This is a genomic window from Flavobacterium zhoui, from assembly GCF_042787235.1.
Taxonomy (GTDB): Bacteria; Bacteroidota; Bacteroidia; order Flavobacteriales; family Flavobacteriaceae; genus Flavobacterium; species Flavobacterium zhoui.
Genome location: NZ_JBHZPY010000003.1, coordinates 174916 through 195817, shown reverse-complemented (window position 1 = coordinate 195817; position 20902 = coordinate 174916). Strand labels below are relative to the sequence as shown.

21 protein-coding genes are annotated in these 20902 nt (G+C 32.2%); 8 read left to right on the top strand and 13 right to left on the bottom strand.

The window, feature by feature from the left end; all coding sequences use genetic code 11:
• Positions 1 to 90 precede the first annotated feature (90 nt).
• The 7 genes from ACFX5F_RS05580 (at position 91) to ACFX5F_RS05550 (ending at position 7192) form a co-directional block, all read left to right on the top strand.
• Positions 91 to 1056 carry a Gfo/Idh/MocA family protein gene (locus tag ACFX5F_RS05580; RefSeq protein WP_379850717.1) on the top strand — a complete coding sequence of 322 codons (966 nt, stop codon included), beginning with the start codon at positions 91 to 93 and terminating at the stop codon, positions 1054 to 1056.
• Positions 1057 to 1139: 83 nt separating this feature from the next.
• Positions 1140 to 2027 carry a 3-hydroxyacyl-CoA dehydrogenase family protein gene (locus tag ACFX5F_RS05575; RefSeq protein ID WP_379850715.1) on the top strand — a complete coding sequence of 296 codons (888 nt, stop codon included), beginning with the start codon at positions 1140 to 1142 and terminating at the stop codon, positions 2025 to 2027.
• A gap of 74 nt (positions 2028 to 2101) precedes the next feature.
• Entirely contained in the window at positions 2102 to 3322 is a 1221-nt protein-coding gene (locus ACFX5F_RS05570; protein ID WP_379850713.1) for a DUF1015 domain-containing protein, read from the top strand.
• A 30-nt stretch (positions 3323 to 3352) separates the two neighbouring features.
• Entirely contained in the window at positions 3353 to 4015 is a 663-nt protein-coding gene (locus ACFX5F_RS05565) for a YggS family pyridoxal phosphate-dependent enzyme (RefSeq protein WP_379850711.1), read from the top strand.
• 74 nt (positions 4016 to 4089) lie between these two features.
• Positions 4090 to 5451 (top strand): exonuclease domain-containing protein, encoded by a 1362-nt coding sequence (locus ACFX5F_RS05560; RefSeq protein ID WP_379850709.1) that lies wholly within the window; start codon positions 4090 to 4092, stop codon positions 5449 to 5451.
• A gap of 42 nt (positions 5452 to 5493) precedes the next feature.
• Positions 5494 to 6411 (top strand): tRNA (adenosine(37)-N6)-dimethylallyltransferase MiaA, encoded by a 918-nt coding sequence (miaA, locus tag ACFX5F_RS05555; protein WP_379850707.1) that lies wholly within the window; start codon positions 5494 to 5496, stop codon positions 6409 to 6411.
• 40 nt (positions 6412 to 6451) lie between these two features.
• Complete coding sequence (locus ACFX5F_RS05550; RefSeq protein WP_379850705.1) at positions 6452 to 7192, top strand: acyl-[acyl-carrier-protein] thioesterase; 741 nt, start codon at positions 6452 to 6454, stop codon at positions 7190 to 7192.
• 54 nt (positions 7193 to 7246) lie between these two features.
• Here ACFX5F_RS05550 and ACFX5F_RS05545 read toward each other — a convergent pair whose 3' ends face one another.
• The 13 genes from ACFX5F_RS05545 to ACFX5F_RS05485 all read right to left on the bottom strand — a co-directional run bounded on the left by ACFX5F_RS05545 (position 7247) and on the right by ACFX5F_RS05485 (position 20034).
• Complete coding sequence (locus tag ACFX5F_RS05545) at positions 7247 to 7960, bottom strand: response regulator transcription factor (protein WP_073206317.1); 714 nt, start codon at positions 7958 to 7960, stop codon at positions 7247 to 7249.
• A gap of 3 nt (positions 7961 to 7963) precedes the next feature.
• Positions 7964 to 9547, bottom strand: coding sequence for a sensor histidine kinase (locus ACFX5F_RS05540; RefSeq protein ID WP_379850703.1), 1584 nt, complete (start codon positions 9545 to 9547; stop codon positions 7964 to 7966).
• A gap of 59 nt (positions 9548 to 9606) precedes the next feature.
• Positions 9607 to 10203, bottom strand: coding sequence for a dephospho-CoA kinase (gene coaE / locus ACFX5F_RS05535; RefSeq protein WP_379850701.1), 597 nt, complete (start codon positions 10201 to 10203; stop codon positions 9607 to 9609).
• Position 10204: 1 nt separating this feature from the next.
• Positions 10205 to 11203 carry a glycosyltransferase family 2 protein gene (locus ACFX5F_RS05530; RefSeq protein ID WP_379850699.1) on the bottom strand — a complete coding sequence of 333 codons (999 nt, stop codon included), beginning with the start codon at positions 11201 to 11203 and terminating at the stop codon, positions 10205 to 10207.
• A gap of 123 nt (positions 11204 to 11326) precedes the next feature.
• On the bottom strand, positions 11327 to 12133 hold the full coding sequence (locus ACFX5F_RS05525) for an enoyl-ACP reductase FabI (RefSeq protein ID WP_379850697.1): 807 nt from the start codon (positions 12131 to 12133) through the stop codon (positions 11327 to 11329).
• Positions 12134 to 12248: 115 nt separating this feature from the next.
• Positions 12249 to 13439, bottom strand: a complete 1191-nt coding sequence (gene fabV, locus ACFX5F_RS05520; RefSeq protein ID WP_379850695.1) for an enoyl-ACP reductase FabV — start codon at positions 13437 to 13439, stop codon at positions 12249 to 12251.
• Positions 13440 to 13535: 96 nt separating this feature from the next.
• Positions 13536 to 15188, bottom strand: coding sequence for a DNA repair protein RecN (gene recN, locus ACFX5F_RS05515; protein ID WP_379850693.1), 1653 nt, complete (start codon positions 15186 to 15188; stop codon positions 13536 to 13538).
• Positions 15189 to 15243: 55 nt separating this feature from the next.
• The gene (gene porD / locus ACFX5F_RS05510; RefSeq protein WP_379850691.1) at positions 15244 to 16128 is read right to left on the bottom strand and encodes a type IX secretion system protein PorD; all 885 of its coding nucleotides are present in this window, start codon (positions 16126 to 16128) and stop codon (positions 15244 to 15246) included.
• Positions 16121 to 17362 (bottom strand): bifunctional phosphopantothenoylcysteine decarboxylase/phosphopantothenate--cysteine ligase CoaBC, encoded by a 1242-nt coding sequence (gene coaBC, locus ACFX5F_RS05505; protein ID WP_379850689.1) that lies wholly within the window; start codon positions 17360 to 17362, stop codon positions 16121 to 16123. The genes porD and coaBC overlap by 8 nt, the downstream gene beginning before the upstream one ends.
• A gap of 7 nt (positions 17363 to 17369) precedes the next feature.
• Positions 17370 to 17687, bottom strand: coding sequence for a DNA-directed RNA polymerase subunit omega (locus ACFX5F_RS05500; RefSeq protein WP_035671643.1), 318 nt, complete (start codon positions 17685 to 17687; stop codon positions 17370 to 17372).
• A 4-nt stretch (positions 17688 to 17691) separates the two neighbouring features.
• Positions 17692 to 18486, bottom strand: coding sequence for an outer membrane protein assembly factor BamD (locus ACFX5F_RS05495; RefSeq protein WP_379850688.1), 795 nt, complete (start codon positions 18484 to 18486; stop codon positions 17692 to 17694).
• A 131-nt stretch (positions 18487 to 18617) separates the two neighbouring features.
• Positions 18618 to 19505, bottom strand: coding sequence for a 4-hydroxy-tetrahydrodipicolinate synthase (gene dapA / locus ACFX5F_RS05490; RefSeq protein ID WP_379850687.1), 888 nt, complete (start codon positions 19503 to 19505; stop codon positions 18618 to 18620).
• A gap of 1 nt (position 19506) precedes the next feature.
• On the bottom strand, positions 19507 to 20034 hold the full coding sequence (locus ACFX5F_RS05485; protein WP_379850685.1) for a DUF6913 domain-containing protein: 528 nt from the start codon (positions 20032 to 20034) through the stop codon (positions 19507 to 19509).
• A gap of 47 nt (positions 20035 to 20081) precedes the next feature.
• On the opposite strand from ACFX5F_RS05485, the gene ACFX5F_RS05480 reads away from it, so the two are divergent.
• Positions 20082 to 20882: a 5'-nucleotidase C-terminal domain-containing protein gene (locus tag ACFX5F_RS05480; protein WP_379850683.1), complete on the top strand. Its 801-nt coding sequence runs from the start codon at positions 20082 to 20084 to the stop codon at positions 20880 to 20882.
• Positions 20883 to 20902: the final 20 nt, after the last annotated feature.

Here is a 20902-nt window from a genome sequence, read left to right as displayed (position 1 = left end):
GAATTTTAAATATTAAATTGGTTAAATAATTGTTTGATATCGTTAAAAAAGTAATCAATTTATTGCTATTTTTGTACAAATTAAATCATTATGCTGAAAATTGGAGTGTTAGGTGCTGGTCATCTGGGTAAAATACATTTGCGTTTATTACAACAATCTGAAAAATATGAATTAGTTGGTTTTTATGACCCAAACCAAGAAAATGCCGAAAAGGTTTCTAAAGAATTTGGCTACAAACATTTTAGCACCATAGCTACCCTCATTCATGCTGTTGACGTTATTGATATTGTAACCCCCACTCTTTCTCATTATAAGTGTGCCAAAGTCGCCATCAAATCAGGCAAGCATGTTTTTATAGAAAAACCGATTTCAAATACCGTTGAAGAAGCCGAAGAAATTATTGCTTTAGCAAAAGAATACAATGTTAAAGGACAAGTTGGACATGTAGAGCGTTTCAACCCTGCATTTATTGCAACTAAAAACATGATTGAGAACCCAATGTTTATTGAAACCCACCGATTAGCGGAATTCAATCCTCGTGGTACGGACGTTCCCGTAGTTCTCGATTTGATGATACATGATATCGATGCTATTTTAAGCGTCGTGAAATCTAAAGTAAAAAGCATCAATGCAAGCGGAGTTTCAGTGATAAGTGATACACCTGATATTGCTAACGCCCGAATCGAATTCGAAAATGGATGTGTTGCTAATTTGACAGCCAGCAGAATTTCGATGAAAAACATGCGAAAATCTCGTTTCTTCCAAAAAGATGCTTACATCTCTGTAGATTTCTTGGAAAAGAAATGCGAAGTGGTAAAAATGAAAGATGCTCCAGAAGTTCCTGGTGATTTTGACATCATTTTACAAAACGCTGAAGGAGTAAAAAAACAAATTTACTTTTCAAATCCAGATGTGGAACAAAACAACGCAATTCTTGACGAATTAGAGTCATTTGCTGATGCTATTAGTAATGATACAACTCCTTTTGTAACGCTAGAACAAGCGACTGAAGCATTAAGAGTTGCCTACCAAATTATTGATTGTTTTAAAAAATAAATAAAAATTCATTTAAAGTTTAAGGTTTAAAGTTGCTCAAAGGAATTTTAAACTTTAAACTTTTCAACTTTAAACCAAAAAAAATGAAAAACATAGCCGTAATCGGAGCAGGAACAATGGGTAACGGAATTGCTCACACATTTGCCCAAAGTGGTTTTACCGTTAAATTAATAGATGTTTCCGAAAAATCTTTAGACAAAGGAATGGCTACTATTGCTGCCAATTTAGACAGAATGCTGGCAAAAGGAACCATAACTGAAGAAGATAAAGCAAGAACAATTACCAATATAATCACCTATACTGACATAAAAGATGGTGTTGTAGGCGTAGATTTAGTTATTGAAGCAGCTACCGAAAATGTAGAGTTAAAACTAAATATTTTTAAGCAATTGAACGACGCTTGTTCTCATAATACGATTTTGGCAACTAATACTTCCTCCATTTCGATCACTCAAATCGGAGCAGTTGTGGCACATCCGGAGCGTGTTATAGGAATGCACTTTATGAATCCGGTGCCTATCATGAAATTGGTAGAAATCATCCGTGGTTATACTACTTCTGATGAAGTGACTAAAACTATCATGGATTTATCGGAAAAATTAGGAAAAACGCCTGTTGAAGTAAACGATTACCCTGGATTTGTAGCCAATAGAATTTTGATGCCCATGATCAATGAAGCTATTGAAACTTTATACAACAAAGTTGCTGGAATTTATGAAATTGACACCGTAATGAAACTAGGAATGGGTCACCCAATGGGACCTTTGCAATTAGCTGACTTTATAGGTCTTGATGTATGTTTGGCCATATTAAACGTAATGTACGATGGTTTCAAAAACCCAAAATACGCACCGTGTCCTTTATTGGTAAATATGGTTCGCGCAGGAAAAATGGGTGTGAAATCTGGCGAAGGTTTCTATGATTATTCTGAAAGCAAAAAAGCAGAGAAGATTTCTAAACAATTTATATAGTCTCAATATTAAAAAGTCGAAAGTCTTAAAGTTAATTTCTTTAGACATTCGACTTTAGGACTTATGACATAATTATGGCTATAATAGTTCCTTTTAAAGCAGTACGTCCTACTCGTGATAAAGTCTGCCTTGTCACCTGTCGTTCTTATGAAGAATATGTGAATGCCGAGTTAGCAGCACAATTAGATTTTAATCCATTGTCTTTTTTGCACATTCTAAAACCGGCCTATACCAATCAGGAAACTGTTTCTTTTGAAAAAAGATACAGACAAGTACATCAAAAATATCAGGAATTCAAAAATGAAATTATTTTAGTTAAAGATAATAAGCCTGCTATCTATATTCATAAGATTGTTACCAAAACACATTCTTTCACCGGAATTATTGTGGGAACAAGTGTGGAAGATTACCGCAATAATGTCATAAAAAAACACGAAGATATCCTAGCTTTCAGAGTTCAGTTGCTTAAAGATTATATGAAATATGCAGAGTTCAACACAGAGCCTGTTTTAATGACATATCCTGATAATAAGACAATAGAAAACTGGATTTATAACTGCACGCAAAAATTAGCCGATTTTGAATTCTCCACTACCAAAAAAGAGATTCATTATTTATGGAAAATTGAAGATTCATTAGAGATTAGTTGGTTGCAAAATATATTTGATAAAACAGAAAGTCTATATATTGCTGACGGACATCATCGTACGGAAGCTTTAAAATTATTATCTGAAGAAAATAAAGACCCAGAAAACACTGCAAAAGATTATATTCTAAGTTATTTAATTTCCGAAAATAACGTTAAGATTTATGAATTTAATCGACTGGTAAAAGATTTGAATGGTTTCTCAAAAGAAGATTTCATTAAGGAACTGGCTAAGAATTTTATTATTGAAAATAAACATAAACAACCTTTTCAGCCTTCTGAAAAACATCAGTTCGGAATGTATCTTGACAATGATTTTTATAGCCTAATTTTACGAAAAGAAAATAAAGTTTTCGAAACTGCTTTGGAAAGTTTAGATACACAAATTCTGTACAAAAAAGTACTTTTACCTCTTCTTGGAATCGAAGATTTACGCAATGACGAACGCATCGAATATATCTCGGGAAAGCAATCCATTTTAGAAGTAAAACAAAAAATTGATCAGGGAGAATTTGAAGTTGGTTTTATTCTCTTTCCTTCAAATATAGCAGAAATTAAAGCTTTGGCTGATAACAATTTGATTATGCCTCCAAAAAGCACTTACATCGAACCGAAGTTTAGAAGTGGTTTAGTGATTTACGAACTGTGATTTCATAAAAATAAATTAAAAGATTAAAAAATGTCGATAGCTCAAAACTTACTTTCTATAAAAGCCACATTACCGGAACACGTAACCTTAGTGGCTGTTTCTAAAACCAAACCACTTCCTGACTTGATGGAAGCTTATGAAGCAGGGCAACGCATTTTTGGAGAAAACAAAATCCAGGAAATGGCAGAGAAATGGGAACAGATGCCGAAAGACATACAATGGCATATGATTGGTCATGTTCAGACGAATAAGGTCAAATTTATGGCGCAATTTGTGAGCCTGATTCATGGAGTAGATAGTTTAAAATTACTGCAGGAAATCAACAAACAAGCACAAAAAAATAACAGAGTTATTGATTGCTTATTGCAAATATATATTGCCGAAGAAGAAACTAAATTTGGTCTTGACAAGCAGGAACTAGCTTCACTCCTATCTTGTCATGAATTTCAAGAAATGAAAAATATTACAATTGTAGGATTAATGGGAATGGCGACTTTCACTGATAACAAAAACCAAATCAAAAAAGAATTCACACACTTGAAATCTATTTTTGATGGATTGCACCCACTGAAAACTGAAAACTGTAAACTGAAAACTATTTCCATGGGAATGTCTGGGGATTATCAGCTCGCAATAGAAAGCGGAAGTACTATGGTTCGAATAGGAAGTAGTATCTTTGGGGGAAGAAATTAATTTTTAATTTCAGATTAACGATTTTTGATTTTAGATTTTTCAAAACCTGAAACCTTAAACAATAAATACAAAATTTGTACGCAATACTCGACATAGAAACCACTGGAGGACAATTCAACGAAGAAGGAATTACTGAAATCGCTATCTACAAATTTGATGGCCATGAAGTGGTGGATCAATTCATAAGTTTGGTTAATCCCGAAATCCCAATTCAGCCGTTTGTAGTTAAACTGACTGGAATCAATAATGAAATGTTGCGCTCTGCTCCAAAATTTTTTGAAGTAGCCAAACGCATTATTGAAATGACGAATGATTGCGTAATTGTAGCACACAATGCTTCTTTTGATTATAGAATTCTTCGAACTGAATTTAGACGATTAGGCTATGATTTTGAGGCAAGAACACTTTGTACCGTTGAATTGTCAAAAAAATTATTACCGGAGCAACCTTCGCATAGTTTGGGCAAACTGGTGCGTGCCCTTGGAATCCCAATGGCAGATAGACACAGAGCTAGCGGTGATGCTTTGGCAACAGTGAAATTATTTAAAATCCTTTTGGAGAAAGATTTAGAAAAAGAAATTGTAAAAGATTTCATTAAGCTAGAAATCGAAAAAGGAATCGCTCCCAAATTACTAGACATTATATCAAATTTACCCGCAAAAACCGGAACTTATTATATTCATAACGAAAAAGGCAATCTGATTTATATTGGCAAAAGCCTAAATATAAAAAAACGTGTCAACCAGCATTTCACGGGAACTACAACTAAATGCAAAAAAATTCAAGCAGAAGTTTTCACGGTAACTTACGATGAAACAGGAAGCGAATTGATTGCTCTATTGAAAGAGAGCGAAGAAATAAAAATCAATAAGCCTATTCATAACCGAGCGCAAAGGAAGAGTATTTTCCAACTGGCTTTGTATGCGGAAAAAGATGAAAAAGGATATTTGAATCTGAAATTGCAGAAAGCAGACGGTCGTAAAAAAGAAATCACCTCATTTACTTCGTTGCAAGAAGGAAAAAATGCATTGTTTAGAATTACTACGACTTACCATTTGTGTCAAAAATTAACGGGTTTATATGTCTCCAAAACAAACTGTTTTCAATACACTATAAAAGAGTGTGACGGTGCCTGCATTGGACAAATTACTCCCGAAGAATACAACACAAGAGTTCAAGGTTTCATTGACAAAAACAGCTTTGAAAATCAAAATATGGTATTAATTGATAAAGGGCGAACCATCAACGAGCGAAGTGCCATATTAATAGAAAACGGAATTTATAGAGGATATGCATTTTATGATTTGAATTGTCAAATTCACAATATTGAAATCCTTAAAAATATTATTATACCAATGCAAAATAACAGGGATACTAAAAATATCATTCAAAGTCATGTTCGAAAAAGTAAAACATTGAAAATAATCAACTTTTAAGTTTTATTTGAAGTTAATTTTAGCCATTCGTTATAACAAAATATGAAATACTTAATTACTATAGTTGGCCCTACCGCCATTGGAAAAACTTCTCTGAGCATTGTTCTAGCAGATTATTTCAAATGCGAAATTATTTCCTGTGACAGCCGACAGTTTTTCAAGGAAATGACCATTGGAACAGCAGTTCCCAACAAATCAGAATTAGCGGCTGCGAAGCACCATTTCATTCAAAATAAATCCATTTTTGAAAATTACACAGTTGGCGATTTCGAGAAACAAGCTATGGCTAAACTTGATGAATTGTTTTTGACAAATGACTATGTGATTTTAGTGGGTGGATCTGGTTTGTATGTTGATGCCATTCTAAAAGGTTTTGATGAGTTTCCTAATATTGATTCTTCAGTACGTTTAGCAGTAAATTCAAATTACGAAAAATTAGGAATTGGTTATTTACAACAAAAATTAGAGTCATTAGATCCCGATTATTTCGAAAGGCTAGCAAAGGAAAATCCACAAACTTTGCAAAACCCGCAACGAATGATGCGTTTTGTGGAAGTTTGTATAGGTTCAGGAAAACCGTATTCTTCTTTTTTAAATCAAAAGCAAAACAGTCGAAACTTCACTACCATCCTTATTGGTTTAGAGGCTGATAGAAAGATAATTTATAACCGAATCAATCAACGTGTTGATATAATGATGAACGAAGGTCTTTTGGCTGAAGCCAAAAGTTTACTTCCAAACAAAGAATTGAATGCACTGCAAACCGTAGGCTATAGAGAATTATTCAGTTATTTTTATCGTGAAATTTCATTGGAGTTTGCGATCGAAGAAATAAAGAAAAATACAAGACGATTTTCTAAACGACAACTGACTTGGTTCAAAAGAAATCAAAATACCAAATGGTTTGATTTTGAAACACCTTATGACGTTATTGTAAATTACATCAATTCAAAAAAGTAAATAAATCTAAATCTAAGAATACAAATTTATAATTATATATATGCCAATAGCACCGAATTTTACGTCCATTTTAAGTAAAGACTGGGAAATCAATTTTACACAATGTGCGCCAAATGGCTATTTAAAATATACAGACTTATGTAATATTTTACAATTAACAGCTGCCGCACATTCAGAGATTGGAGGGATTAGTTTTTTAGATATGCAGGAATTCAATCAGGCCTGGGTTTTAAGCAGGATACGAGTTGAAATCGAAGCTTTACCTAAATGGGGTGATATTGTAACGGTAAAAACGTGGATTAACTCTTTAGAAAATTCTCGTTCTGTACGTGCGCTGGAAATGTATGTTAATGGAAAGAAGATTATAGGTTCTGAGACTTTCTGGGCCGTTTTTAATACCCAAAAGCGACGTCCTGAAGCATTGACATTACCTTTCGAACATTTTGAATTGTACCCTGATACAAGAGCTACAAAGCATGGTTTTTCAAAAATTAATTTGAATCATAAAAAAGAGATTGTTTTTGAAAAAACGGTATTCTTATCCGATTTAGATATTGTAAATCATGTAAATAATGTAAAATATCTGGAATGGTGCTTGGATTTGGTTGACGAAAAACTAATTCTAAACCAAAAAATAGAAAGTTTCGAAATGAATTTTCTGAAGGAGTTATCTTTGAAAGACAACGTAATCATTCATGAGAGTTTGAATGAAACAGAAACTACTTTTAGCATTACAAAAGAGGATAAAACCAGTTTCGCTTTACAATTAAATTGGAAATAAACTACGTAAATAGTTCAAAAAAAAGATGGCTCCGATTTCTCGAAGCCATTTTTATTATGCTACTTTATTTTTTACAACGAGTCTAAATCCCTCACCATGAATATTTAATATTTCAACATCTTCATCTAATTTAAGATATTTTCTTAGCTTAGCGATGTATACATCCATGCTTCTTGATGTAAAATAGTTGTCATCTCTCCATATTTTTGTTAAGGCCAATTCTCTTGGCATCAAATCATTTTCGTGAAGAATCAACATTTTCAATAACTCATTTTCTTTCGGAGACAATTTAATAGGCTCTTCATTGTTAAATGTTAAAAAACGAAGTTTTGAATTAAAATGAAATTTTCCAATGTTAAATTCAAATTGTGCTTGTTCTGCTTTAGTATCTGAAGATTTTCTTTGAATAATCGCTTTGATTTTCATCAAAAGCACTTCAGAATCAAAAGGTTTGTTCAAATAATCATCAGCACCAGCTTTATATCCTTTCAAAACATCCTCTTTCATAGATTTTGCTGTTAAGAAAATAATTGGCACTTCATTATTCTTTTCTCTGATTTCTTTTGCTAGTGTATAACCATCTTTATATGGCATCATAACATCCAAAATACATAAATCAAAAGTATCTTTTTTGAATTTTTCGAATCCTTCCATTCCATTTTTAGCTAAAGTGACATCAAAATCATTTAGCATCAAATAATCTTTTAGCACTGCACCAAAATTCAGGTCGTCTTCAACTAAAAGTATTTTTTTATTTACATTTTCCATATTTTAATTTATTAATGGTAATTTTATTATGAAGGTACTTCCTTTTCCCTTTTCACTTTCTACATAAACTTGACCATTATGGTCCTCAACAATTCTTTTTACATAAGCTAAACCTAAACCATGCCCTTTTACATTATGCAAATCACCGGTATGCTCTCTATAAAATTTTTCAAAAATCCTTTTCTGAGCAGTTTTACCCATTCCCAGTCCATTATCCTTTACCTTAATGATGACCATATCTTTTACATTTTCTGTAAAAACGTCAATTTTTGGAACATCAGGAGAGTATTTAATCGCATTTTCTAAAATATTCACCAATACATTTGTAAAATGTACATCATTTAATAAAACAGTCATTCTAGTAGCATCATAATGCGTTGTAATTGTTCCTTCTCTGTCTTCCAAAATCAAATTAACATGCTCAATTGCTTCGTTGATGATTTCTTCTAAATTACATGACTCTTTAGCTATATCTAACTCTTTTTTCTCTAATTTAGAAATTCGCAAAACATTTTCTACTTGAGCGTGCATTCTCTTATTCTCATCTCTAATCATTTGAAGGTACCGAAATACCTTTTCTTTATCATCAATTATTTTTGGATTTTTAATCGCATCCAAAGCTAAATTGATTGTTGCAATAGGCGTTTTAAATTCATGTGTCATATTATTAATGAAATCTGTTTTTATCTCAGATATATGACGTTGCCGAATCAATTGATTCAATGCACTTGAATAAGCAATAAGAATGATTAGCGTAAATATTATCGACAGTATCGTTATACTAACGAGCTCCGATAATAAAAATTTCTTTTTATGAGGAAATGTAACCAGCAATTGATATTTACTATTTCCCTCGTTATCCGTAAAAATAGGGATTGAATAAGTGGCATTTTTATCATATTTAAAATCATCCGACTTTACCTTTGTTGCCAAATTATTACTATAAATCCCAAATTCGAATTTTGTATTTACACCGCGCTCCTCTAATTCTTTTTTTATTAGTTTCTGCAATATTTCTTTTGAAACTCTTTCTTCTAAGGGCATTGCTGAGGCAATATCTTTAAAAAATATTTCAAATTGAGCATTGTCTAAAATATCCAAATTTCCAGACTTTTCAATTCTAACATCTGGAATTAAACTTTGTTCAACACCTAAATTATCAATATTGTTGTTATTATAAACTTCAGTAACACGCTTGGAATTAAAATTCTTAAATCTTTCCGTATCAAACTTCTTATCAAAGAACGAAGAAGATATTTTATAATCCTCAGATATAATGCTGTTAGAATATATTATTGTTTTATTCGTTTTTGGATTTTTTTGAACGTAATAGAACTCTAATAAGTCATTTTTTTTAGGAATTTTTCCTGTACTGTCTTTATAATGATTGTACTTGTCATAAAAACTGTAAGCTTCTTGTTTTTGAAGTTTATCAGCAACATTACCAATAACTTGTTTGACATGAAATTTGAATTGCTCATCATTATTTTTGAATGATGTATTAAACCAGTAAACTTGAACCAATATTATCCCAATCAAGGACAAGCTCATTAATAATACCAGTAATCTAAAAAAAAGTTTATTCATCGAAACAAAATTAGTATTTTAACAATATATTAAATAATACATTAACCAAACATTAACATCTAAGTAACATTTTGTTTAATCTTTAATAATTTAAGAATTTTAACAATTTCTGACTTAGTTTCTTCAATATTTGTGTTTTTAATGACAAAATCACTTTTTGAAATGCGTTTTTCGTCATTCCACTGCATATTAATTCTTTTTAAAACCTGCTCCCGTGTGGTTTTATCTCTATCAATAACCCTTTGAATCCTTGTTTCTAATGGTGCGATGACCGATATTATTAAATCACAATTTATATAGCCGCCACTTTCAAACAAAATGGCTGCTTCGTAAATTACAAAAGGAGCGTCTTTATGATTTAATAGCCATTCCTTAAAATGTTTTTTTACGGAAGGATGAACAATTGCATTCAATTGTTCCAGTTTTTCAGGATTACTAAAAACTATTTCGGCAAGTTCATCTCTCTTTAACGTATCATTTTCAAAAACTGTATTACCAAATACAGTTCTAATAGCATTAATAACTTCTAAGGATTGCATCAGTTTCCTTGCTTCATCATCAGCAATATACACAGGAACTCCTAAAGATAGAAATTCATTGGCAATTGTAGTTTTCCCACTGCCAATACCACCTGTTAACCCAATAATTTTCGTCATATTACACTTTAAAGAATAACTCTGGAAAAGCTTTCTGTGGTTTTTGCTTCAGAATGATGATTTTTATAAATGATTCTAAAAATCCTTTTCCGTAACCATAGAATTGCTTCCAAACAGCAATTAGAGATAAATAGCCTATTTTTAGGCTCTTATTCTGGTAAGTAGACACCAAAAATAATACCAAAAAATAGCCAAAATAAAATTTAAGCAGTAAATCATGATTAAAAATCAATAATACTATTGCTAAAATAAATCCTATTAAAAAGAAGGTTGGAAAGAAAAAAGTAATTTTATTATATTTTGGGTACCAGCTATTTAAAATGGGTCTTGCTTTTCCAAATTTGTTCACCTGGACAGAAAACTTATCCCAGTCTATTCTTCGCTTGTGGTATACAAATGCTTTAGGAAAAAGTTTAGTTTCAAAACCCAAATTCCATAATCGTATGGATAAATCTGGATCTTCTCCTGGGTGAATATTTCCAAAACCTTTTGATGCTTCAAAAGCTTTTCGAGATAATCCCATATTAAAACTTCGAGGCTGAAACTTATCTATTTTTTCTGAACCACCTCTGATTCCTCCAGTTGTAAGGAATGAAGTCATGGCGAAATTGATCGCTTTTTGAATATCTGAAAAACTATCCAAGGCTTTATCTGGCCCTCCAAAACAATCAACATAGTTTTGTTTCAAAGCATTATCAACTTCTGTTAAATAATGTTTTGGAATAATACAATCCGAATCAAAAATGATAAAGTAATCGCCTCTAGCCTTTTTCATTCCATAATTTCTCGAATCTCCAGGTCCTGAATTTTCTTTGTAGTAGTAAGAAATATCTAATTTATCCCCATATTTTTGAGCAACATGTTGGCATCTTACGGTTGAGCCATCTTCAACAATCACAATTTCAAAAATTTCATTATAGTCGGATTGTGATAAACTTTCTAAAAGTTCATCTACCTCTTCTGGACGATTGTAAACTGGAATGATTAAGGAAAACAACATACTCTTGAATGTGGTATTTAGGTATTAATTGTATTGATTTGAAAATTTTAACAAATATAATCTTTATCCATAGAAAAAACCGTCAAATAGCTGTTTATGGTTCTAATGTAAATATTTTTAAATCTACTCAAACATCTCCATTACTTCCTGGCTTACTCCCATATTTGAGAACCCGCCATCGTGTAATAAATTTTGCAAAGTTACTTTTCTGGTTAAATCAGAAAACATAGATACAGTATAATTAGCGCAATCTAAAGCAGTTGCATTCCCTAAAGGTGACATTTTTTCTGCAAAAGCTGTAAACCCTCCAAAACCTTTTACACCCTGACCTGCTTTTGTGGCTGTTGGTGATTGGGAAATAGTATTCACTCTCACTTTTTTATCTCTACCAAAGAAATATCCAAAACTGCGGGCGATAGATTCTAAATACGCTTTATTATCCGCCATATCATTATAGTCCGGAAAAACACGTTGCGCTGCCATATATGACAAAGCGATGATACTTCCCCACTCATTCATGGCATCTTTTTTATACAAAACCTGCATTACTTTATGAAAAGAAACCGCAGATACATTCCAGCCTTTCTCCGTGTAATCATAATTCTGATTGGTGTAATGGTTTCCTTTTCGGACATTTACGGACATTCCAATCGAGTGCAAAACAAAATCAATTTTTCCGCCTAAAATTTCAATTGCTTTATCTACCAAATTTTCCAGATCAGTCACAGATGTTGCATCCGCAGGTATAATTTGGGAACCTGTTTTTTGAGCAAGTAGATTTATAGTTCCCATTCTCATGCCAGCCGGCGCATTCGATAGAACAAAGACTCCTCCTTCCTCATACACTCTTTCTGCCGTTTTCCATGCTATAGAATTTTCATCTAATGCGCCAAAAATAATTCCTCTTTTTCCCTTAAGTAAGTTGTACATACGACAATTAATTTAAATGTGTTTTAAAAATAATGCACCTTAATTTCGAAATGAATAAAACCATTGTGAAATTAAGATGCATTACGGAAACTAAATATTTAATTTAGTAATAGAATTAACCGATACTTTCGATGTTTACTACTTCGTTTGTATCCGCTTTATAATTTACTCCATCGACGTCAAATCCAAATAAATTGTAGAAATCTTTTCTGTATCCTTCTAAATCACCAATTTTAGATAAGTTTTCAGTAACAGCATCAATCCATAATTTAGCCACTTTTTCCTGAACATCAGGACGCATTTCTAAATCGTCGATACGAATTCTTCCTTTTTCGTCGGTTGGAATTTTCTTACCAGTGAATAATCTTTCCTGGTATAAACGTTGAATTTGCTCAATACAACCTTCATGAATTCCTTCTTCTTTCATTATTTTATACAATAAAGAAATATAAAGCGGAATAACAGGAATCGCAGAACTTGCTTGCGTAACCAATGCTTTATTTACAGAAACAAATGCTTTTCCATCAATATCAGCTAGACTGTCAGTGATTGCAAATGCAGTCGCTTCAAGATGGTCTTTAGCACGGCCAATAGTACCTTTTCTATAAACTGCTTCCGTCAATGATGGACCAATATATGAATAGGCAACTGTTGTAGCACCTGGAGCCAATAGATTTTCAGCTTTTAAAGCGTCAATCCACATACCCCAATCTTCACCGCCCATCACTGCAACAGTATTTGCAATTTCTTCTTCATTACAAGGTTCAATTGAAATTTCTGAAACTTTCCCTGAATGAAAATCAACGGTTTTATTGGTAAAAGTACTTCCGATAGGTTTCAAAACAGATCGGTGCAAAACACCTGTAACCGGATGCATACGAACCGGAGAGGCTAAACTGTAGATTACTAAATCAACTTGACCTAAATCAGCTTTTATTAAATCTAATGTTTGTTTTTTAATTTCATTTGAAAATGCATCGCCATTAACACTTTTTGCGTATAAACCTGCTTTTTGTGCTTCATTTTCAAAAGCAGCAGAATTATACCAACCCGGTGAAGCTGTTTTACCTTCAGAAGGTGCTTTTTCAAAAAATACACCAATAGTTGCTGCATCAGAACCAAAAGCACTTGTAATTCTCGAAGCCAAACCAAAACCAGTTGAAGCGCCAATTACTAATACTTTTTTAGCTCCTGCAATAGGACCTTTTGATTTAATATATTCAATTTGATTTTTAACATTTTGTTCGCATCCCTTTGGGTGAGATGTCGTACAAATAAATCCTCTCATTCTAGGTTCTATAATCATATTTTGCAATTCTTAAATTTATTATCCTTGAAATTATTTTTTGGTAATACCACACAATTCCTTTTTCTTAAAAGGAAACAAATATAAAGCTAAAAATTAATTCAGCAAGGCTTTTGCGTGATTTAAGGCCGAATCAGAAACGACTGTTCCTGATAACATTTGGGCTATTTCGACAACACGTTCCTCATTGCTCAATAACTTTAATTCAGATTGTGTGTCTTCGCCAACAGTCGATTTGAATACTTTGAAATGTGCATTTCCTTTTGCAGCAATCTGTGGTAAGTGAGTAATGGCAAAAATTTGCATTTCATGACTCATCTCTTTCATGATTTCTCCCATTCTAATTGCAATCTCTCCCGAAACACCAGTATCAATTTCATCAAAAATTAGTGTTGGTAATTTTGAGTATTGTGCAAGTATCGCCTTTACAGCAAGCATAATTCTGGACATTTCTCCTCCAGAAGCCACTTTCTTTAACAATCCAAAATCTGTTCCTTTATTCGCAGAAAACAAAAACTGAAGTTCGTCTTTTCCGTTAGGCAAATAAGTTGAAGTTTCATTAAGTTCTATTTTAAAGCGTACATTTGGCATTCCCAAAGTTTCTAAAATACTGATTAATTTTTGAGACAAAACAGGAATTGACTCCAATCGATTTTTATGAATGGCATCCGAAAAATCGTCTAACGCTCTCGTTTTTTTCTGAATTGAATTGGTCAATGCAGTAATTTCTTCTTCTAAGTTTCCTAATTCTAAAACTGAATTTTCTAAATTGGTTTGAATTCCTAATAAATCGTCCACTGTAGAAACCTGATGTTTCTTTTGCAGATTAAAAATAACTTGCAATTTTTGACTAATTAAATCCAATTGTTGCGGGTCATTAATAAGTTTCTCTGAGCATCGGTTTAGCTCGTCCGAGATATCATCAAATTCAATTGTTATACTTGTAACCCTTTCTAATAAGGAATGATATTCAGATGAAAAAGAAGCGATTTTTTGTAATGCGACTTTGATCTCTTTCAAGTTATGCAGCACTCCTATTTGTTCTTCATTGGCTATAGCCAAAGATTTATCTATTGATTCTTTTATAATCTCAACATTATTCAATTTTTCAAAATCAGCTTCAAGAACTTCTTGTTCGCCAGATTTCAACTGTGCCGCAACTAATTCATCTAATAAAAAAGTATTGTATTCTTGCTCCTTTGCTGCTTCGCTTTGTTTTTTAACCAGCGAATTAAGTTTCGATTTATCTGATTTATAGCTTTTCAAAAGATTTTGATAATCCAAAATAGTCATTTGATTATTGGCAATTGCGTCTATAATTTCGAACTGAACATTTTCATCCGAAAGTTCTTGAGTTTGTTGCTGGGAATGAATGTCAATCAAAAACAGACTCAATTCCTGCAGTTCCTGAAGATTTACAGGACTGTCATTGATAAAAGCTCTTGATTTTCCCGAAGGCAGAATTTCACGTCTAATTATTGTATCCTTTTCATAATCTAAATCATTTTCTTCAAAAAATGGGAGCAAATTATATTTAGAAATTTCAAAATGCGCTTCAATAACACACTTTTCCTCTTTGTTTTTTAAAGAAGTCAGTTCGGCTCTTTTTCCTAAAACTAGGCCTAAAGCCCCTAAAATTATTGATTTACCCGCACCAGTTTCCCCGGTAATTATTGAAAAACCTTTGGAAAAATCAATAGTTAATTTTTCTATAAGCGCATAATTTTTTATCGAAAGAGAGGTAATCATTTGATTTTTTTTTTTGATGAAGAATAATGAGTATTTCGCAAATTGAAAAAACCAATTAATACTTAATTAATGCCCATTTAGTTGAGTTCAAAGGAGATACTTTATTCAAATTTTCGACCAAATCCGTAATTGATATATTAGGGCCACCTGAGAAAATAGAAACTATCTCATCTGATTTAGCATCAAAAAATACGCGTGTTAGAAATGCATTTGGCCTTGATTTATTCAATTTGGACAAATTAAATAAAGATGCTTTTACTTTCTCTTTTGAAGCTTTTAAATCCTGACTCATCAAATCTAATCCTGAATGATAATCGAATAAGGTTTGTCTAATGTCAACAAATGTTGGAGATAATAAATCGTTTATTAAAAAGTAACGATTTTGGTTACCATCACTTTGAGTCCAACCTTTGTAACCGCCTTGTTGTGCAATATTTGATATATTTTGCGCCGTTTCAAAATAAGGATTCCCGGATTGCAATACGAAAGTCTCAGCATCCATCCCCAATATTATATTGCTATAAAAAGCTAATACAGACACTAAATTTGAATCGAAAGAAGTTGGATTGAAAATTAAATTCTCAAATTCAGTATATCGAAAACTGAAGTCTTTATCATTATAATTTAAGACAGGAGAGGAATAAGATGAATTAAAAACAGGTCTTGATGATTGTACTTGTATGGTTGCCGTGAATTGATCTGAAGTGTTAGACAGAACAGTGATGTACATTGAACAGTTAACTTTTTCGTTTTGTTTAAAAGTTTGCCCTGTCCAATCTGTTTTATTTACAAATTCGCTTACCGAAGCTTCTAAAGTTTTAAAAACTTGTTGATTGGCATTACTTAATTTTTGTGAATTTACAGTCACCGTACAATTTAACTGTTGCGCTTGTGAAAACCCAAAAGTAAGTAATAAAAGAAAAGTAATTATTTTATACATAAAAATGTGTTATTACTTTGTTTAATATATCATCAGCCACTGCTTCCTTAGATTTCAAATCCATTGGTTCAATATTAAAGAACTTATCTATAAAGGTAACTTTATTTGTTGCCTTTCCAAAACCAGCTCCTGAATCTTGTAATGAATTTAAAACAATCAAATCTAAGTTTTTTTTCTGAATTTTCAACTTCGCATTCTCAATTTCATTTTCAGTTTCCAAAGCAAAACCAATTAAAAACTGATTTTCTTTGATTTCCCCTAACGAGGCTAAGATATCCTTTGTTTTCTCCAATTCAATGGTAAAATCATCTGCACTCTTTTTTATTTTTTGCGTACCTACAATTTTCGGTCTGTAATCTGCTACAGCGGCAGCGGCAATCGCAACATCAGCATCAGCATAATATTGGTGACAGGCGTCATACATTTCCTGAGCAGAAACTACAGGAATCACTTTTATCAAAGGATTGCTTACTTTACAATGAGTGGGACCAGTAACCAAAATTACCGAAGCACCTAAATTTGCAGCGCTTGAAGCAATATCAAAACCCATTTTTCCCGATGAATGATTTCCAATAAAACGCACCGGATCTATCGCTTCGTATGTGGGACCAGCAGTAATTAATATTTTTTTTCCTTTTAATGGTAACCTACTTTCTAAATCAGCTTCTATAAATGCAATAATATTTTCCGGTTCCGCCATTCTTCCTTCTCCTGAAAGTCCACTAGCCAATTCTCCGCTTTCAGCAGGAATTATAGTATCACCAAATTGAGTCAAGGAGAAAAAATTAGCAATGGTAGATGGATGTTTATACATATCCAAATCCATAGCAGGAGCGTAATATACGGGGCATTTCGCTGATAAATAAGCCGCAATCAAAAGATTATCACAGGTACCATTTGCCATTTTAGACAAGGTATTTGCAGTAGCTGGAGCAATAACCATTAAATCAGCCCAAAGAGCTAATTCAACATGATTATTCCATTTTTCATTCTGCTTCGCCAGTTCGCCCTTTGGGCTCGGGTCATCGTCTTGATTGTAAAAGCTTGAAAAAACAGGATTTTTAGATAACGTAGACAACGTTAATGGCGTTATAAAATCCTTAGAAGCAGGTGTCATTATCACTTGGACATGTGCACCTGCTTTTATGAAAAGTCGTACTAATGAAGCTGTTTTATAGGCTGCAATTCCACCAGAAATACCTAGTAAAATTTTCTTACCGTTTAAAACTGACATTGTACTATTATTTATTTGAATCTCTGTGGTAGATTTTACCATCTAACCATTCTTGAACAGCTAAAGCATGTGGCTTTGGCAATTTTTCGTAAAATTTAGAAACCTCAATTTGTTCTTTATTTTCAAAAACTTCTTCAAGACTGTCATTATATGTAGCAAATTCTTCCAATTTTTCTGTCAATTCCTTTTTGATTTCAGAATTGATTTGGTTTGCTCTTTTAGCCATAATTGTTATCGCTTCATACACATTACCAGTAGGTTCTTCAATAACGTTTTTATTGTATGTTATTGTATTTACCGGAGCATTCGTCTTTTTTAAATCCATGACTTTATTTATTAAATTTTTGTAAATCTTTTTCAATTCGAGCTAACATTTCGTCCGCTGTCTTTTTATATTTTGAATTCGCATTAAACTTTACAAGATTTGAATGTGCTGTTTTTGCAACATTTAATCTTTCTTCCATTTTTGCAGGAATACTGTTAATTGCTAATTGGTAAGCAGAATCATATTTATAAAACAAGGCATCTTCCTTGTATGTTGTACCAGGATAATCGCCTAAAAAATTATCAAAAGCTACTATTGCAGACTTGTAATCTGAAATAGTATTATAACCTTTAGCATTTTCATACACCTTTTTTTCAATCTTTTCGGTTAGCACTTTTACAGTTGCATTTGCCTCAGCTAAATATTCAGAATTAGGATAATTATCTATAAATGCTTGCAATTTCTCAATGGCTTTAAAAGTGTCCTTCTGATCCAAGCTATATACTGGCGAAAGCATTGAATAGCTTTTTGCACCTAAGTAAGCAGCTTCTTGTATTTTTTCACTTTTTGGATACCCAGATACAAAACTTTCAAATTGATATCCTGCTAAATAGTATTGTTTGGTTTTGTAATACGATTGAGCAAACATGTAAAACAACTTTTCAGCTTGTGGTTTCCCTCTGTAAGCGGGAGCAATTTGCTCAAAAATACGTATTGCTTTGGTATATTTACCTGCCTCATACAATTTAGTTGCCATATCAAATTTTACAGCAACATCTTCGGTTTTCAATGCTTTTTGATATTCATTGCAAGAACTAAAAACAACAACAAGAAGCAATAGAGATATTATTTTTTTCATTTTTTTACTTTTTTCCTGATTTTCATAGTTTATTTTAACATAAAAAAATCATACCGAAGTTTCGGTGGCAAATTTAGTTATTAATTTAGCTACTTCAAAATATATTTTTATTTAAAAAAACATAAGGTTTATTACCCAATTTTATTGACTTTTTTAACAAACTGGTCAATTCGTTCCGTTAATGATTGATCTACTTTTATCAATGGCAAACGAACAACATTTTCAGCTATTCCCAGTGACAGAAACACTTGTTTGATTCCCGCAGGATTTCCCTGTTCAAAAATCATATCAATACAGTCATCTAAAATGTATTGCGTTTTGAATGCTTCATCTACTTTTCTATTCAAACCCAACCGTATCATTTCAGAAAATTCTTTAGGAAATCCTTGTCCAATTACGGATATAACGCCAGATCCTCCCGCCAAAACCATAGGTAAAGCAATCATGTCATCTCCAGAAATTACCAGAAAGTCTTTTGGTTTATTTTTCAATAATTGCATCGCTTGTACGATATCCCCTGCTGCTTCCTTGATGGCCACAACATTTTTAAAATCATTTGCCAAACGCAAAACAGTTGAAGGTAACATATTACTAGCCGTTCTTCCTGGAACATTATATAAAATTACTGGAATTGGAGACGCTTCGGCGACTGCTTTGAAGTGTTGATAAATACCTTCTTGCGTTGGTTTATTGTAATAAGGTGAAACAGAAAGAATTGCTACAAATGAAGATAAATCTCTAGTTTTAAGCTCCTCGACAACTTTCATCGTGTTATTTCCACCTACTCCTAAAACTAAAGGTAAACTACCATTATTTGCTTCAATAACCGTTTTAATAACTAAATCTTTTTCCTCTTGAGACAATGTAGCATTTTCGGCAGTTGTGCCAAGCACTACCAGATATTCAATTCCGCCATCGATTGAAAAATTTACAATTCTTTTCAATGCTTCTGTGTCAATTGAAAAATCTTCTTTAAATGGAGTCACAAGGGCAACACCAGTTCCTATTAATGATTGCATATTATTGTATTATATTTTGTTTGAATAATTTTAGATACCTGAATAATTCAGCTGTGAAAACCTTATAATTTTTGACATTTGTATCAATGGTCAAATGATTTAATTTTTTATCAACTGTTGAAAAACCAACTTTAAATGATGCTTTTGAATTATGAGTAATAAGCATTAATATTGCTTTTTCCACATCATAAAAGCTGATCAGTAAATCAAATTTTTCATTGATAAAATCATTTAAGTTGGGATTTATAATTTCGCCCTTCCAATTCAGATGTTTATCGCTGAAACCAACTTGTGAATTTACTTCATTTGACTTAAATCTGTCTCCGTAAACTATAACTTTAATACTTTTCTTTTCAATTCCGATTGCTATTAACTCATTAATCAGGTCCTCCTTTTCTGTGAAATGACTTGCATCAATAAGCAAACCAACAGTTTCTATTCCAACTGAAAGTATATTACTTTTTAAATCATGCAAACTGTTTTTTAATTTATTTTTTACGTATAAACCCTTTATATAATTTAAAAACATACTACTTTTACTTTGTTACAAAATTAATTAATTAAGTCGCATTTAAAATGGTAAATCTAAAAAAGTATAACGATGTTTTAAAACTTTTTGTTATATTCTTAACATTTTTTTTTATTGTTTCCTGTAGTAAACAAAATTATCACGTTTCTAAAATAGAAGGGAAACGAATTCCTATCACTGAAAAGGGAAATCTCGTTGCTATTCCAAGCGAACAGGCAAAACAAATTGAAAACTTCATCAAACCGTATCGAGAACATATTAATAAAGATTTAGACAGTGTTCTTGCCTATTGTCCTGTAACATTGGACAAAAGCTCAGGTAAATGGCAGACAACTATTGGAAATTTAATTGCTGATGTTACCCTGAAGCGAGGCAATCTAGTCTTCAATACCCGAGAAAAAAAGAATATCGATATCTGCTTACTCAATCATGGAGGTATTCGTTCTATTCTTCCAAAAGGGAATGTTACGGCAAGGACGGCTTTTGAAATCATGCCTTTTGAAAACACTATGGTTGTTATTGCTTTGAAAGGAGAACAAATTCTTGAATTGGTTGACTATTTTATCGCAGAGAAAAAACCACATCCGTTATCCGGAATCACTTTTACCATTGACAAAAACAATACAGCCAAAAATATCTTAGTTCAAGGAAAACCTATTGAAAAAGACAAAATATATTACGTGGGTACCAATGATTATTTATCAAATGGCGGTGATAACATGAATTTCTTTAAAAAAGGAGTTCAGAAATTTGATTTGGATTACAAACTGCGAAATATTCTGATTGATTATTTCAAAGAAATAGATACAATTCCTGTGGTAAATGATATCAGAATTACTGTTGAATAAAAGTTTTGAATAGCTAAAAA